Origin of the sequence: Frankia casuarinae (assembly GCF_000013345.1) — a bacterium.
Classification (GTDB): domain Bacteria; phylum Actinomycetota; class Actinomycetes; order Frankiales; family Frankiaceae; genus Frankia; species Frankia casuarinae.
Genome location: NC_007777.1, coordinates 1,915,939 through 1,930,354 on the forward strand (window position 1 = coordinate 1,915,939; position 14,416 = coordinate 1,930,354).

At 68.5% G+C, this 14,416-nt stretch carries 13 protein-coding genes; 3 read left to right on the forward strand and 10 right to left on the reverse strand.

Annotated elements, in window-relative coordinates; genetic code table 11:
* Nucleotides 1–21: 21 nt before the first annotated feature.
* From FRANCCI3_RS08015 to FRANCCI3_RS08025, 3 genes are all read right to left on the reverse strand, one after another.
* Entirely contained in the window at nt 22–1,515 is a 1,494-nt protein-coding gene (locus FRANCCI3_RS08015) for a hypothetical protein (protein ID WP_011436035.1), read from the reverse strand.
* 148 nt (nt 1,516–1,663) lie between these two features.
* A complete protein-coding gene (locus tag FRANCCI3_RS08020; protein ID WP_011436036.1) occupies nt 1,664–1,924 on the reverse strand; it encodes a hypothetical protein in 261 nt (86 codons plus the stop codon).
* 304 nt (nt 1,925–2,228) lie between these two features.
* Complete coding sequence (locus FRANCCI3_RS08025) at nt 2,229–2,477, reverse strand: hypothetical protein (protein WP_011436037.1); 249 nt, start codon at nt 2,475–2,477, stop codon at nt 2,229–2,231.
* 558 nt (nt 2,478–3,035) lie between these two features.
* Here FRANCCI3_RS08025 and FRANCCI3_RS08030 point away from each other — a divergent pair.
* From FRANCCI3_RS08030 to FRANCCI3_RS23295, 3 genes are all read left to right on the forward strand, one after another.
* Nucleotides 3,036–4,235 carry a cytochrome P450 gene (locus tag FRANCCI3_RS08030; protein ID WP_011436038.1) on the forward strand — a complete coding sequence of 400 codons (1,200 nt, stop codon included), beginning with the start codon at nt 3,036–3,038 and terminating at the stop codon, nt 4,233–4,235.
* A gap of 43 nt (nt 4,236–4,278) precedes the next feature.
* Complete coding sequence (locus FRANCCI3_RS08035; RefSeq protein WP_023840904.1) at nt 4,279–4,473, forward strand: ferredoxin; 195 nt, start codon at nt 4,279–4,281, stop codon at nt 4,471–4,473.
* A gap of 506 nt (nt 4,474–4,979) precedes the next feature.
* Complete coding sequence (locus FRANCCI3_RS23295) at nt 4,980–6,626, forward strand: fibronectin type III domain-containing protein (protein ID WP_011436040.1); 1,647 nt, start codon at nt 4,980–4,982, stop codon at nt 6,624–6,626.
* Between the two features lie 90 nt (nt 6,627–6,716).
* On the opposite strand, the gene FRANCCI3_RS08045 is transcribed toward FRANCCI3_RS23295, so the two are convergent.
* The 7 genes from FRANCCI3_RS08045 to FRANCCI3_RS08075 form a co-directional block, all read right to left on the reverse strand.
* On the reverse strand, nt 6,717–8,453 hold the full coding sequence (locus FRANCCI3_RS08045) for a fatty acyl-AMP ligase (protein WP_011436041.1): 1,737 nt from the start codon (nt 8,451–8,453) through the stop codon (nt 6,717–6,719).
* Nucleotides 8,454–8,506: 53 nt separating this feature from the next.
* Entirely contained in the window at nt 8,507–9,307 is an 801-nt protein-coding gene (locus tag FRANCCI3_RS08050; RefSeq protein WP_011436042.1) for a thioesterase II family protein, read from the reverse strand.
* A complete protein-coding gene (locus FRANCCI3_RS08055) occupies nt 9,304–10,599 on the reverse strand; it encodes a cytochrome P450 (RefSeq protein ID WP_049760874.1) in 1,296 nt (431 codons plus the stop codon). The genes FRANCCI3_RS08050 and FRANCCI3_RS08055 overlap by 4 nt, the downstream gene beginning before the upstream one ends.
* Nucleotides 10,600–10,610: 11 nt before the next feature.
* Nucleotides 10,611–11,513, reverse strand: a complete 903-nt coding sequence (locus FRANCCI3_RS08060) for a class I SAM-dependent methyltransferase (protein WP_011436044.1) — start codon at nt 11,511–11,513, stop codon at nt 10,611–10,613.
* A 5-nt stretch (nt 11,514–11,518) separates the two neighbouring features.
* Complete coding sequence (locus FRANCCI3_RS08065) at nt 11,519–11,776, reverse strand: acyl carrier protein (RefSeq protein ID WP_011436045.1); 258 nt, start codon at nt 11,774–11,776, stop codon at nt 11,519–11,521.
* Between the two features lie 12 nt (nt 11,777–11,788).
* A complete protein-coding gene (locus FRANCCI3_RS08070; RefSeq protein ID WP_011436046.1) occupies nt 11,789–12,805 on the reverse strand; it encodes an acyl-CoA desaturase in 1,017 nt (338 codons plus the stop codon).
* A 250-nt stretch (nt 12,806–13,055) separates the two neighbouring features.
* The gene (locus FRANCCI3_RS08075; RefSeq protein ID WP_011436047.1) at nt 13,056–14,306 is read right to left on the reverse strand and encodes a cytochrome P450; all 1,251 of its coding nucleotides are present in this window, start codon (nt 14,304–14,306) and stop codon (nt 13,056–13,058) included.
* Between the last annotated feature and the right edge of the window lie 110 nt (nt 14,307–14,416).

Sequence of the window (14,416 nt, forward strand, 5' to 3'; positions counted from 1 at the left end):
GAGCTGGCCGGCGGGAGGCCGTTACCCGCGTCGGCAGCCTTCCCGGTGCGCCCGGACCGCCCGTAGCACGCCCCGGGCGAGCAGGAACAGCACGAACAGCATCCCGCCGGCCGGCAGCGCGACCAGCAGCGCGGAGACGACCTCCGCGAATGCGGTGACCAGCTTCCCGTCACGGGTCGCCCGGCCCGCCAGCCCGAGATAGTCCCACATGGCCCGGGTCGTCCGGGTAAGCACGAACGGAACCGAGACCATGAGCACGACCAGGTTCACCAGGATCAGCGGCGCCGCGAGCAGCGCCCAGGCGGTCACCACGATCCGGGCCGGCCGGGTCAGCCCGTCCGGTCGGCTTCGGATGTCCGGCGGGGTCAGCCCGTCCGGTCGGCTCCGTCCTGCTGATCGGGCAGGCCGCCCGCGCGGGACGCGGTTGCGCCGCCGTGGCAGCGTCGCGCGTAGCGCCGGCCCCATCCGGTTGAACAGGTCCGGTACCCCGGCCAGGTCGCTGACGATGTAGTAGCCGTCGAGCCGGACGAAGGGCGCAAGCTGGCGCATGGCATCCAGGTGGACAAGGACGACGGCGGTCACCAGCACACCGGCGTGGGTGAGCGCGAGAGCCCCGGCGAGCAGCAGAACGAACAGTCCGTTGAAATAGATGCCGCCGAGGTCGGTGCGCAGCCGGCCGAGCCGGCTCAGCCGGTAGGAGTCGGTGACGTCGGTGAAGAAGGCCGGCCACACCAGGTACATGCCGAAACCGATGACTCCCGGGCGGGCACCGCCGTAGTGGCAGGCCGCGGCGTGCCCGCATTCGTGGAACAGTGCGCCGGCGAGGGCCAGGCCGACCACCACCAGGATCAGCGCCGGGGTCGCGAGCACCTCCGCCGCGCTGTCTCGGACGCTGTGCCGGCCGAACGTCCACACGTCGGTGACCACCAGCAGGGCCAGCAGCAGGGCCACGGCCGCTGGCCGGAACAGCATCGCGAACACCCGGCTGACCCGGTGCACGGCCGGCGCGGGTAGCAGGGTGTGCCGGGCTGCGAGTGTGAACAGCGCCTTCGCCCGTGGTGCCGGGGTGACGCCGTTCTCGCTGGCGATCAGGCCGAGTGGCATGAGCCGATCCGCTACGAGGTACGCGACGTCGGCGCCACTCATCCGGCGGGCGCAGACCACCGTGACCCGGTCGGCAATCGCGGCGACGTCGCGGGCGCCGTCCGCCGCTTCGAGGATGTGCGCGAGCAGTTCGGTGAGTGCGACGACCTGACCGTCGGCGCGGCGGGCCAGGAAGACGGGTCGGGCCAGGCCCGACCCGGTGAACTCGCCGAGTAGCGCCAGGCCGTCGGCCCGGCTCGGTCTGGCGGGTACCTCGGTCGGCCCGGGAACGCCCGTCGGATCGGTGACGCCGGTGACGCCGGTGATATCGGTGACGCCGGTGATATCGGTGAGGTCGGGCGTCCGGTCCGGTTTGGAAGGCACCGGCGGCATCGTTGTCGGCCGGGTGGACGACCGGGTGGACTCGGTCATCTGCGTCCCATCCTCATTGTCATGAACTGGCGGGAAGCCGGCCGCCGGTCCGTCGACCGGCGGCCGGCCGGGTGACCACCCCGGAGGAATCCGGCGGTGTATCTGTCGGTCGTAGCGGTAAAGCGGTAAAGCGGTAAAGCGGTCGGTGTTATTTCTGTATGATGATGTTGATGCTCGGTACCAGTGTGATGAGAATGGGCAGGAATCCACCGGCGACCTGCGGCTCCGCATGAGCGTCGATCTGTGCCATTTTCGACCAGGGGGAGCCGACCGGAAAGAAGGTTGGGTCAAACTCCTTCCGACCGATCTCGACCGCGGCGAGAGTCGTCCGTTCGGGTAGTAGTTCCGCCCATTCCAAGAACAGTTCTCCATTCAGCTCGCCGGCGCAGTTGCCCGTGATATCGTTCATCCTTGTTTCCCACCGATCTGAGTTGCCTCGGATATTCGGGCGGTGGGAACGCTAGCCACCGCTCAACCTGGTGGCCAGCACCTGCACAAGGTGTGTCACGGTCGTGCCAGCGTCGGTCGAAACTTCGGCTGGCCTTCTCGGATCGGCCTGACCGAGGCGAGGGCATGCCTTCCGGCCGGCCGAAGGATAGTCGGCCGGCCGGTGGCCGCGGGTGCACGGTGCCCTTGGCGACCTCGGGAGAACGTGGTCGGGTGCGGTTACCCGGCCGGGGAGACCGGCGTGAGGAGCAGAATCGTTCCGGAGTTCACCACTGCTCGATGCGGTTCCAGCTGTTGGCGATGGTCTTGACGAACGCTCCGTCGCTGTAGGCGGTCTGCGGCTCCGGATGATTATCGATTTGGGCATTGTTGCTGCCCGGCGAGCCGACCGGGTAGAAGGTGGGGTCGAACTCGGTGCGGTTTATCTCGATCGCCGCCAGGGTCATGCGCTCGGGCAGCAGCTCCGCGTGTTCTTGCGCCAGCTCGACGACGTCTGTCTCCCTGCGGTCCCTCATCTTCTGGCTCCCCTGTGTGTCGCTCGGTACCCGTCATGACGCAGGATGTGGGCACCGGCCGGTGGCGAGGAATCGGCCGGCGCGGGGCGGGGTCAGAACTCACCGGAGGGCGCGGATTCCGCGGCATCCGGTGGTACTACCGAACTGTAGGAGCCGCGGTTACCCTCCGCAACACGGATCTTGTCCTCGGTCGATCTGACCGGTCCAGGCCCACTCGGCGGGTGGTCGGATCATCATCCGCGCCCGGGCGCGAGCCTGGCGTGGGGAAGGCCGATTCTCTACGGATGATTCACCATGGCATTTTTCCCGATGGCGATAGATGGGAAATCAAAAATGGTAGACAATATTGAACTATGGTGAATTTTGTCAAAAAATATAAAATAATACTGACGTGTCGAACAATGCCGATCCACTTGTTGATGGATGTTCTCTTCCTCGGGGCTATCTTCGGCGGTGGATATCCGGATGCGGTCCGTTCAAACGACAGCAATTTTTCGCGTGGATGGTAGCGTCGTCGGTGTCCGAGGTCCCGCGTGAACGACGAAGGGTGGACAGGCGATGGCCGCGGCACCGATAGTTCCGCTGCATATACGGCGAGCGCAGTTCGATCCGATCGAGGAACTCGTCCGGATCCGGGACACCGACGGCGTCTGCCGCGTTGTCACCGTGTTCGGGATACCCGCGTATCTGGTCAGCCGGTACGAGGACGTCCGCGAGATACTCGCGGATCCGGGCAGGTTCAGCAACGTCAATCAGTGGGTCGTAGGTCCTGGCGGTCCCGTCCTGAGTGATGAGGAAATCGCCGAACTGCGGGCGGGGCAGATGCTCGCGTTCGATCCGCCAGATCACACCCGGCTGCGCCGGATGCTCACCCCGGAGTTCACCGTGCGCCGGATGCGCGGGTTGGAGCCGCGGATCCGGGACATCGTCGACGCGGCGCTCGACGAGGTGGAACGGGCCGGCCGGCCTGCCGATCTGGTCGCGACCTTCGCGCTTCCGGTGCCGTCGCTGGTGATCTGCGAGTTGCTGGGGGTGCCGTATTCCGACCGCGCGGAGTTCCAGCAGCGCACCCGCCGGCAGATCGACGCCTCGTTGCCGATCGAGCAGCGGCTGGCCCTGCAGCGCGAGGCCCGTGCGTACATGGCCGGGCTGGTCACGCGGGCGCAGGCCGCCCCGGGCGAGGACCTGCTGGGCATGCTGGTGCGCGAGCACGGCGACGAACTGAGCACCGCCGAGCTGGTCGGCATCGCCTCGCTGCTGCTGGTCGCCGGGCACGAGACGACGTCGAACATGCTTGCTCTCGGCACCCTGGCGCTGCTGCGCCATCCCGACCAGCTCGCCATGGTCCGCGACGATCCGGCCCAGGTCGAGCCCGCCGTCGAGGAACTGCTGCGGTGGCTGTCCATCGTGCCCTCCGGTGTGCCCCGCACGACGACGACCGAGGTGGAGATCGCCGGTCACCGCATCCCGGCGGGCGAACAACTGCTCCTGGCGCTACCCGCGGCCAACCGAGACCCGGCTCTCGTCGGGGATCCGGACCGGCTCGACATCACCCGTGGCGCTCCCGGCCACGTCGCTTTCGGCCACGGCGTGCACCACTGCCTGGGAGCGCCGCTGGCCCGGATGGAGATGCGCATCGCGTTCCCCGCGCTGCTGCGACGCTTCCCCGATCTCGCGCTGGCCGTGCCCTACGAACAGGTCGCGTTCCGTGCCCATCATGTCGTACACGGGCTGCACGCACTCCCGGTCACCTGGTGAGACCCGGTCCCTGGTGGAAGAGGGCGGAACAGGAGGGTGTCGCATGAAGATTGTCGCTGATCGCGCCGTCTGTGTCGGCGCTGGGATGTGCGTGATGACCGCGCCGGAGGTCTTCGATCAGGGTGACGACGGCCTCGTCGTCACCCTGATCGAAGAGGTCGCCGCCGGTCGGCTGGACGCTGTGCGCCGATCGGTCGCGCTGTGTCCGTCGAAGGCGCTGCGCGTGCTGGACGACTGACGAACGGGTCGGCCGCCCGGCGGGCGTCACGCGGTGCAGTTGCTGGTGAAGCCATCCGTGGGCGGCGTGGATCCCGGGGGCGTGGACATGGCACCTCCGATGCGTCGCGACCGGGGTCATCGGGCGCACGTCCGGATGGCGGGCGAGATCCGGTCTCCGCTGATCATAATAGGTTGATGAGCTGACGGATCGCGGCGCATCAAGACCCTGATGCGTGGTTCCGTGCCGCTCCGGGGTGCCGTGTTCCGGGGTGCCGTGTTCCGGACCGCCGTGTTCCAGGGGTACCGTGCTTCCGGTTTTGGGGGCTTTCCCGACCGAGAATTTCCGTAGGCCCGCTCGGCCGAAGGTGGTCCATGAGCCAACGGGCGCGTCCGCACGTCCACCGAGACGGCGGCGTATATCTTGGGGTCGCGTCATATCAGTCCCGCGTCCGGAGTAACGTCTCCTTAGCGGTGCCACGCTGATATGCCGGCTGAACCCGACAAAACCCTCGGAGGAGACAGACTGTGTCGGATTCGCAAGGTCTTGTGTTCGCGTCAGCGGAGTGGCTGCCCAACGGAACCGAACATTGGGCCAACTTCAAGGTGACCATCTCCAACTACTCCACCGAGGACGTGGTGGATCCGGAGATATCCTGTACGTTCGCCGCGCCCCGGCTCATCCGGAATGTTTACGGACTGGTGTTCAACCCAGTTGATCGGCCGACTGACGTCGTCACTGGCCGCCTGGTGTCCGAACGGAAGATCATCCAGGCGAGGGGATCGCAGGAGTTCACCCTCGCGATGCAGAACGGTGGTACGGGCGCCGGCTCGGATCCCGCCCTGCTGCCGAACGGCTTCACGGTCAACGGGGAGAACGCCAACCCACCCGAGGACACCGATCCGCCCACGGTGCCGGAGAAGCTGCGCATCACCGGCTGGGCGCCGCACAGCCTGCACCTGACCTGGGATCCGTCCACGGACAACATCGCGGTGGCGGGCTACGAGGTGTTCTACCGGACTCCGGGTGGAGAACCCCGTGTCCTGGCGACCACCGCCGCCGAGGCCACGGTGTCGGGGCTGAACTCGTTGACGGAGTACATTCTGCGGGTCCGCGCGTTCGACGTCAGCGGCAACCGGTCGGAGCTGTCCGAGGAGGTAGCCGCGTCGACTACCGCCCCCCTCCCGGACCCCGGTACCTGGGATGCGCCGCGAGCGCCCTTCGTCGACTACACCGCATGGCCGAACCCGAAGCTCGCCGAATACGGCTCCCTGTCCGGAATCGACAGTTTCTTCGTCGGCTTCCTGGTGGCGCAGCCGGGCGGCGACAAGAAGGTGTACTGGGGCGGCTATCCGAGCTACGGGGAGGCCGCGACAGGCGATTTTGGCAAGGAGGACTTCGCCGCGTTCACCGCGCAGGGCGGGAAGGTCATCCTCTCCTTCGGGGGTGCTTCCAACGTCCCCCTGGAGGATGTGGAGACCGACGTTTCCAAGATTGTGGCGACGTATCGGGCGATCCTCGCGAACTACGGGGTCAGCCATGTCGACTTCGACTTCGAGGGAGCGTTCATCCAGAACCGGGCGGGGTTGGAGCGGCACGTCGCCGCCATCTCCCAGGTGCTCCCGGCCTACCCCGGCCTGAAGATCTCCTACACGCTTCCCGTCGACGGCGCTCCCGGCAGCCTGGTGGGTTTCAACCCCGACGGGGTGCGTCTGCTGCATCTGCTCGCCGACGCGGGCGTCCAGCCATCGCTGATCAACGGCATGCTGATGGAGTTCGGCCAGACGGCCCCCTCGGACGCCTATGAGTGCTGCGTGATCGCGCTTAACGGCATGTTCACGCACATCGCCGGGGCCTGGCGCGACTGGGACGAGCAGAAGGTCTGGCGGCGGATCGGCGCCTGCCCGATGTTCGGCCGCCACATCAACGGCCGGATCTTCACGCTGGACCACATGCGCCGGCTCGTGGAGTTCGCCCGTACCCACAACATCGGCGCCGTCTCCGGTTGGGACGCCACCCGGGACTACAACCAGGGCCGCCTGCCCGAATGCGCCGACTTCAACGGGAACGACCTGGCGAAGTGCACCTACGTCGAGCAGAACCCGTTCGACTTCTGCAAGATCATCGCCACCTACCGACCCGAGTCCGTTCCCGCCGCCGCGCTGCGGCGGTAGGTCCGCGCCCGCGGCCCGGCGGCGCACGTAGCCGCCGGGCCGCGGTCCGGCTTTCCTGGCGGCATTCCGCCAGGCGGACCGGCGGATCCGTCAGGCGACGGAGGACATCCCCGGTTCCCAGATCTCGAACCCGGCCGCCAGGTAGCGGTTCCTGGCCGCGGCTCGCATGATCTTGCCGCTGCTGGTCTTCTGTAGCCGGCCCGGCAGGGCCAGCACGAGGTCGTTCACCGAGAGGTCGTGTTCCCGCGTCACCGCCGCCCGGATCGACGCAGCGACGTCCCTCGCGTCGGCGGTGAGGCGCTGCTCGTCCCTGATCTCCTGCACGACGACCAGCTTCTCGCTGTCGGCACCGGGAACCGAGAACGCGGCGCACCCGCCGGGGCGCAACGCGGGGTGGGCCGACTGGACGGTGAGCTCGATGTCGTGGGGATAGTAGTTCCGGCCCCGAATGATCACCAGGTCCTTCAGCCTGCCCACGACGTAGACCTCGCCGTCGACCAGCAGGCCGAGATCGCCGGTGCGCAGGTAAGCCCGGCCGGTCTCGCCGTCGAACTCGGCGTGGAACACCTCGGCCGTCGCCTCCGGGCGGCGCCAGTATCCCTGCGCCACCTGGTCGCCGGAGACCCAGATCTCGCCCACCTCGTCCGCGGGGCACGGGCGTCCCGTTTCGGGGTCCACTATCCGGAGCTCCTCCTCCGGGAGGACGAGCCCGGATCCGACGAGACTCCGGCCGCGTCCGCCCGATGCCGGCACATAGCGCCGGTGACCGAGCGCCTCGACGTCCGCCTCGAGGGCGCGGGGACCGCGGCCCTTCCGGCTGCCGGTCACGAGCAGGGTCGCCTCGGCCAGGCCGTAGCACGGGTAGAACGCCTTCTCGTCGAACCCGTGGGGCGCGAAGATCGCCGAGAACCGGCGCAGGGTCTCGTGACGGATGGGCTCGGCCCCGTTGAACGCGACCTTCCAACAGCTGAGGTCGAGGTCCGGCACATCCCCCCGGGCGGCCCGTGCGACGCAGACATCGAAGGCGAAGTTGGGCCCGCCGCTGGTGTGGGCCCGGTACCGGGAGATGGCCGACAGCCAGCGCAGGGGCCACCGGATGAACGTCATCGGCGCCATGAGGATGCTGGTCGCCCCGAGGTAGAGCGGCTGCAGGATGTTGCCGATCAGCCCCTGGTCATGGAAGAACGGTGCCCAGCCGACGAACGTCGAGTCCTGATCGTGGTCGAACGCGCGCCGGATCATCTCCTGGTTCGCGGCGAGGTTCCGGTGGGAGACCATGACCCCCTTCGGATCGGACGTGGAACCGGAGGTGTACTGAAGGAAGGCGACGGAATCCGGCGGACAGGGCCGGGGGCGGAAGCTCGTGCCCGCCTGGTCCGTCTCGTTCGTCTCGTCCGCCACCTGGTCGACCGGCAGCCAGGGGAGGGGGCCACGGATCGATTCCACGACGGGCCTGATGTGCTCGACCATCGCGCCGACGGTGAGCACGGCCGAAGGCTCGCAGTCCTTGATGATGCTCCGGGTCGCGTCCTGGATCAGGTTCCTGCGCGGGGGGTTGACGGGGACCGCGATCACCTGCGCGTAGAGGCAGCCGAAGTAGGCGACGATGAAATCCAGACCCGGCGGGAAGAGCAGCAGCGCCCGGTCGCCGGGCCGGCAGCGCCGGATCAGCTCCCCGGCCACGGCGAGCGCCCGCGCGTGCAGGTCGCCGTACGTCAGTACCGCCTTTTCCGCCTCGTGTTCATCCACGAACACGTAGGCCCGCCTGGCCGGCTGGCGGGCGGCGCGGTTCTGTAGGACTTCCGGCAGCAATGTCGCGTGCGGCACCCTTTTTCCTTCCCTCGACTTTCCCTCCCGCCCCGGGAGCGGCTCGACGGAGCTCATTCCAACGCCGCGGCGATGCGCGCCGCGATGGCCACCCGGTGGCGTTGATGGAAGAAGTGATCGCCCGGGAAGGTGTGGACCGCGAAGGCCGCGTCCGTCTCGTCCCGCCAGGCTTCGATCTCGGCCAGGTCGACAACCGGGTCCGCGGTTCCGTAGAAGGCCGTGATCGGGCAGCGCAGCCTGGGTTCGGAGCGGTACGCGTACTCCTCGCTGAGCGTCAGATCGACTCTGGTGAGCCGTAGCGTGTAGCGCAGGAAGGCCGCACTCCGATGTGAGCCCCCCGTGTCACCCATCGTCTTCAGCGCGGCAACGAGCGCGTCGTCCGGCAGGTGATGGATCGGTGCCCTGCTGGCGGGCCGGTGTGGCGCCCGGCGGCCGGAGACGAACAGATGCACCGGTGGGATACCCGCCGCACTCAGCGCGCGGGCCAGCTCGAAGGCGACCAGTGCTCCCATGCTGTGGCCATACAACGCCACGGGCGGGTCGATCAGCCGGGTCACCTGTGGTAGCAACGCGTCGACGGCATCGTGCACCAGGCGCAGCGCGGGCTCGGCCACCACGTCCTCACGACCGGGCAGCTGGACCCGCACCGCCGCGACGGTCGACGGGAACAGCCCAAGCCATCTGGCGAAGGAACTGGCTCCGGCACCGGCGTGCGGGAGGCAGATGAGCCGCACGGCGGCATCCGTCGGTTCGTACCGCAGCCACGTCCGGCCCGTCAGCCCGGTGCCCGTCAGCCCGGTGCCCGATACCCCGGTGCCCGATACCCCGGTGCCCGATACCCCGGTGCCCGTCACCCGACACCCCGCACCGAGACCGGAAGCTGCTTCAGCCCGCGGACGATGAAGCTGTGATCCTGCCAGTCGGGTTGCGTGACCAGGAGTTCCAGGCGTTCGGCTCGCCGGTACAACCGATCAAGGGCGACCTGGGCCTGCAACTGCGCCAGAATCCCGCCCAGGCACCCGTGCATCCCGTGGCCGAAGGCGAGATGCCCTCGTGCGTCGCGGGTGATGTCGAACTCGTCCGGCCGGCTGAACACCGCGGGGTCGCGGTTCGCGGCGCCGAGGCACAGCAGAACCTGATCGCCTGCCCGGATCCGGCTTCCGTCGATCTCGACCTCGCGCGTCGCGACGCGCTTGGTCAGCTGCAGGGGACTGTCGTAGCGCAGAGCCTCGTCGACGGCGCCGCCCAGCAGCTCCGGCCGACGGCGCAGGCGCGCGTCCTGATCCGGGTGCTGGAGCAACGCGAGGAGACCGTTGCCGATGAGGGATTTCGTGGTCTCGTTGCCGGCCACGAAGCACATGATGCAGACGAAGACGACTTCCTCATCGCTGAGCCGGTCGCCCCCGGCCGTCCGCGCGGCGAGCAGCCGGCTGATCAGATCGTCACCCGGCCGGGACCGGCGTTCGGTGACCACGTCGTCCAGGGCCTGCGCGAATGTCTCGACGACGTCGGATACCCGGGTGAAGTCCTCGGTCTTCATCAGCCCCGGCTCGAGCAGGAAGCGGATGTCATGCGTCCAAGGCCCGACGCGCTCGCGCAGGCTGTCCGGAAGGGCCATCCAGTCGCACATGACCGTGAGCGGTAGGGGCCCCGCGAGATCGGCGACGACGTCCATGCCGCCGTCGTCCCAGGCTCGCCGCACCAGCCGCTCCGCGACCTCGTGGACGCGGGGGCGCAGCTCGGCGACCGCCTGCGCCGTGAATACCCGGTTCACCAGGCCACGCAGCCGGGCGTGGTCGGGGTTGTCGGTGAAGACGAGCGACTTGGTCGCCAGCCGCCCGATCCGCGCCACGTCGTCCCGCGACAGCCGCGACGCCTGCCGGCTGACCAGCTGGGGGATGAGCCCGGCGCTGAACGTCCGGTCGTGCAGGACACCGCGCACGTCGGCGTGCCGCGTGAGCACCCACATGCCCAGCGTCCGGTGGACGGGCTGCGCGCCTCGAAGCCGCGCATAGAGCGGGTACGGACTGCGCCGGAACTCGGCGCCGAAGGGGTTGAAGCGGATCGGTGCCCGGGTGGCTTCGGCGGTCGCGGTGTCGGCGGTCGCGGTGTCGGCGGTCGCGGTGCTGGGTGTCGGGGACGTCATCCCGCCCGTGCTCATCCCGCCCGCACCCCGCGGCCCTCGAAGTATCCGCTCCCGAAGGGCTGAAGGACGAGCCTGAGCAGGCAGATCTTTCCCATCCGGAACCCCAGGGCGGACAGCTTCAGGTAACGCTCGTACCGGGCGACCACCTCCGGTCCGACGACACCCACGGCCTCCTCGCGGTGTCGGCGCAGTCGGCGGGCCCACTCCTCGCATGTCCAGGCGTAGTCGAGCCGACCGTTGTGCACCGACTGGATCTCGAAGACACCCTCCGCCGCGGCGGTGATCTCCGTGAGCGTCGGCAGATCCGCCGCCGGAAATATCTCCTGCTGAATGAAGGCGCTCGCGTTCTCGCGGGACATGTTCGCGTAGGCGATCGTCTGCAGCGACAACACGCCGTCCCGCTTCAGCCAGCCGTGGCAGCGGGTGAAGAACTCCCGGTACAGGCGGATCTTCTCGGCGGACGAGTCGTCGGGTCCGGCGAAGTGCTCGAAGGCACCGATGGAGATGATCCCGTCGAACCGGGTGCCGGGTTCGTAGTGCGCCCAGTTCTCCGTGCGCACCTCGACACCGGGATAGCCGCGGGACCGGACGAAGGCCGCCTGCTCCGCACTGAGGGTGAGACCGACGGAGCGTCGCACCCCGTGCGTTTCCGCCAGTCGCCCCAGGATCGAGCCCCACCCGCAGCCGATGTCCAGAACGCTTTCGGCGCGGTCGGCGCGAATCGCGTCCAGGTGGAACCGCAGCTTCCTTTCCTGGGCTGTTTCCAGGGTGTCGTCCGCGCCTTCCCGCAGCGCGCAGGAGTAGGTCAGCGAGCGGTCCAGCCAGAGCCGGTAGAAATCATTTCCGACGTCGTAGTGGTGGCGGATGGCCGCCGCCGCTCCGACCGTCCGATCGTGTCCGACCGAGGTGGCCATGACGACTATGCCACGTGCCGCGGGAGCTGCGTGTGCAGGTACGTGGCGACCGCGTTGAGGTTCGGGTTCTCGAACAACGCCTCGGGCGGTAGGTCGACGCCGTAGCGTTCCTCAACCTCGATCAGCAGGGAGACGGCGAGGGCGGAATCGATTCCCAGTCGATCGAAGTCCGCGTCCGGATCGACCTCCTCCGCGGGTATCTCGAGGAGACCCGCGACATACTCCTGGCACCAGGTGACAATCTCTTCCCTGCTTGGCTCCACCGTGCTCGCTCCTTATACCGCGGTACTCGGAGCGGATCTTCTGGCGGCGATGCGCTTCGCCGCCATCCGCTCTTCGGACGGAAGTTTGACATCCCAGGCGAGGCCACTGACCGCGAGCAGCCTGATGAGCCAGTAACCCGGATCGAGGCGGTACCACCGCAGCCCGAAGGAGGGCGAATCGGGGAACGCGTGGTGATTGTTGTGCCACGATTCGCCCAGGCTCAGCAGGGCGAAGATCCCGCCGTTCCTGCTGTTCTCCCGGGACTCGTAGGGGCGGGTGCCGAACATGTGCAGGAAGGAGTTGATCCCCCAGATGACGTGTTCGAGGACGAACATCCGTACGAGACCACCCCAGAGGAAGCCGCTCACCGCCCCGGTCCAGCTTTGGTAGACGAGGCCACCGACGAGCGCCGGGAGCAGAAGCCCGAGCGTCACCCAGTAGTAGTAGAGGCGGGCCACCCGGACCAGCGCGCGGTTCTTGATCAGATCCGGCGCGTAGTGGACGACGTTGGGATATTCGTGGCGGCGCATCCACAGGAAGTGCGAGTGGGCCAGGCCGCGGAGCCGGCCCTTCAGACCGTTGCCGGCGAGATTCGGCGAGTGCGGGTCTCCGTCGCGATCGCTGCACTCGTGGTGCCGCCGGTGCAGAGCGACCCAGGACACCACGCCGCCCTGGCCGGCCATCGAGCCGAGTACCGCGAGCGCGGCCGCCGCGGCCGGCGCCGCCTTGAACGCGCGGTGCGTGAAGAGCCGGTGATAGCCGACGGTGATGCCCAGACCGGTCAGGAGCCACATCGAGAAGAGTAGGGCGAGTTCGGTGGCCCCGATCGGATGTACCGCGAGAAACGCGATGGCGGCGGCGGTGCCGGCAATCGGGAGGACGTCGAACAGCAGGAAGTGCCGGCGCTGCAGGCGATGCAGGTAGGAATTGCTGATCGTCTTCCGGCGGGGAGTGGATCCATCGGCTCCGTACCCGTTTTCAGAGTACCCGGTTTCAGGAATGTGCGTTGCAGGCTGGAAGCCAGCCATTCTCGACCGCCTCCTCCGGAGGGCTGCGGATGGGTCGTCGGCCCGAACTTTTCCGATCGTAACAGCCGTCGTGGCCGGTTCCGGAACATGCGCCGGAGTAATCGATCGTGAGATTGTGTTTCGTTATCGTCCGCTGCTGAGCCGCACCCGCCGGCTCTCCGGCCCACGGATAGTGCGGGTGCCGCGGTAGTGCGGGTGCCGCGGTAGTGCGGGGTGTCGCCCAGCACCGTCATAGGGCGACACCGCATGGTCAGGGCGACAGCCGGATGGGGAGTGTCTCCAGGCCACGCACGGCCAGATGCGGGCGATAGGAGGGAGGGTCGCTGGCCGGCGTGAGGCTACCGGCCCGGCGCACGAGTGCCTGCAGGGCGATCTCCGCCTCCAGTCGGGCGAGCGGCGCGCCGAGACAGTAGTGGATCCCCAACCCGAAGCCGAGATGACGGGGGGCGGGTGTCGGCCCGGCGTACCGGCGGATGTCGAACCGGTCCGGCTCCGCGAAGGTCCGCGGATCCCGCCCGGCGGCGGCCAGCATGATGACGCCGACCTCGCCCGCGGCGAAGGAGTGCCCGGCGACCTCGGTGCCACGCAGCGCGAGACGCCCGACGAACTGGACGGGCGGGTCGTGGCGCAGCGTCTCGTCAACGAGTGCGGGCGCCAGGTCGGGGTCGGCCCGCAGCGCGGTGAGCTGGTCGGTGTCACGCAGCAGGGCGAGCACCGCGTTGCCGATCAGGTTGATCGTGGTCTCGTACCCGGCGACCAGCAGCAGAGCGCACAGCTCCAGCAGTTCGGCCTCGGTCAGGCTGTCACCCTGCTCCCGCACCGCCACGAGAAGACCGAGCAGGTCGTCGGTCGGCCGAGCCCGTCTGGCCGCGATCAGATCCGTGAAGTAGGCGTCGAACTCGACGGTGGCCTTCCCTCGCAGGGCCAGCTCGTCGGGTGTGAGCAGATAGTCCGGATCGAGGCCGCGGGTGAGGGCGGTTCCCCAGGCCCGGAACGTCTCCTCGTCCCGCACGGGCACACCCAGCAGATCGCAGATGATTCTCAGGGGAAGGGGACGGGCGAACGCGTCGATCAGATCCACCTCGCCAGCCGCGAGCGCGGCGTCGAGCAGCGACTCGACCAGGACGGTGATCTGTGGCCGCAGCCCGGAGATGACCCGGGGAGTGAACGCCTTGCTGACCAGCCCGCGCAGCCGGGTGTGATCGGGCGGGTTCACGCCGAGGAGCGACCGCAGCCCGCCGTCGAAGCTGTTGGCGGAACGCCAGGCGTTGGTTCCCCCCTCACCCCGGCCCCAGGCGGCGTCCTGCAGAACGTGCATGCAGTCCTGGTAGCGGGTGAGCAGCGTGACCTGCTGGGCGCCCAGCGGCAGACGGTAGAACGGATCCGCCTCCCGTAGGGCGTGGTAGCTGGGGTAGGGATCATGGCGTCGGGCCGGATCGAACGCGCCGAAGGCCGGCGGCGTGCCGACCGCGGCCGCACCGGACGGGGAATCGGCATCCATTGTCAGCTCCTCGCTTCCGGTGGTCGGTGACCCCGCAGCCGCGCCGCCGCCGCTGCGTGCGACCGTGAAGGACGTTTGCAGGGCGAACCGGACTCCCGATGAAGGGAACG